The organism is Citrobacter sp. VF227, from assembly GCF_052950715.1.
Genome location: NZ_JBRFVF010000069.1, coordinates 1 through 892, shown reverse-complemented (window position 1 = coordinate 892; position 892 = coordinate 1). Strand labels below are relative to the sequence as shown.

The window sequence follows — 892 nt, the reverse complement described above, 5'->3', positions numbered from 1 at the left end:
GATCAGCACCGTGTAGGGAATGGCCCTCCCCCCGCGCTTCTCCGTCCGCTTGATGAGCCCGATCTGACGGGCAGCCTGCGAGGCGTCGAACTGCGAGCCTTGGACGGGGATCACAACTAGGTCGGACATCGAGATTGCGTGGCTGACCATGAGGCTCGCCAAGCCCTCCAGATCCACGATCACGAAGGCGGTCATGCTGGCCGCCTCCTCGATCTTGTCCATGATCGTCTCTTCCGTCGCGCCGCCTACGACCTGAAGGGTGGCGGGCAGGCCCGGCAGCTGCGCCCATTCTTGGACGAACTGATTGGGGTCGGCGTCGATGATGGTTACGGTCGCTCCCTGCTCCGCCAGCATGCTGGCGAGGATGCAGGCAGCCGTGGTTTTGCCGGCACCGCCCTTAGGCGATGAGAACGTGATGACAGGCATAGACACCTCGTTAGAAGCTGTCAGGCACCGGGAAGCTGCCGGGCAGCCGTTAGGTGCCGGGAAGCTGTCGGAAAGCCATCCGGTTCCGGGAAGCTTCCAGCTCTGCGGTAAAAGCCACCTTAACCCGGCGACACCCTGTTTATAACCAGAAAGCTGTCAGATAGCCATTCTCTTTCGGAAAGCTGTCTGGATCCTGGCGTATGTCTGACTGAACGGCGCTAGGCGCCCTCCCCGGTATTCGTATGAGGGTATCAGACAGCTGTCAGACAGCTGATTGGTTTCCACTAAATACTAAACCTTGGCCGTTTTGTCCTACAAAGCGAGCGAGTCTTATTCCCCGGCTCAACCGGGCCGAATTTTCGGCCGAGATGGTGCGCGCCACCGCCAAAACCGTCGCGGCGGTCACCGCCTGGCCGCGTGCTCTCGCCTCGCCGGAGGGGCACGCGCGCTACGTTCATCGAATAAG

At 61.1% G+C, this 892-nt stretch carries 2 protein-coding genes; one reads left to right on the top strand and one right to left on the bottom strand.

The window, feature by feature from the left end; translation table 11 throughout:
* A partial coding sequence (locus ACU8YC_RS25060) for an AAA family ATPase (protein ID WP_446895969.1) occupies positions 1-426 on the bottom strand: 426 nt, incomplete at its 3' end.
* On the opposite strand from ACU8YC_RS25060, the gene ACU8YC_RS25055 reads away from it, so the two are divergent.
* A complete protein-coding gene (locus ACU8YC_RS25055) occupies positions 416-571 on the top strand; it encodes a hypothetical protein (protein WP_446895968.1) in 156 nt (51 codons plus the stop codon). The genes ACU8YC_RS25060 and ACU8YC_RS25055 overlap by 11 nt on opposite strands.
* The last annotated feature ends 321 nt before the right edge of the window (positions 572-892 follow it).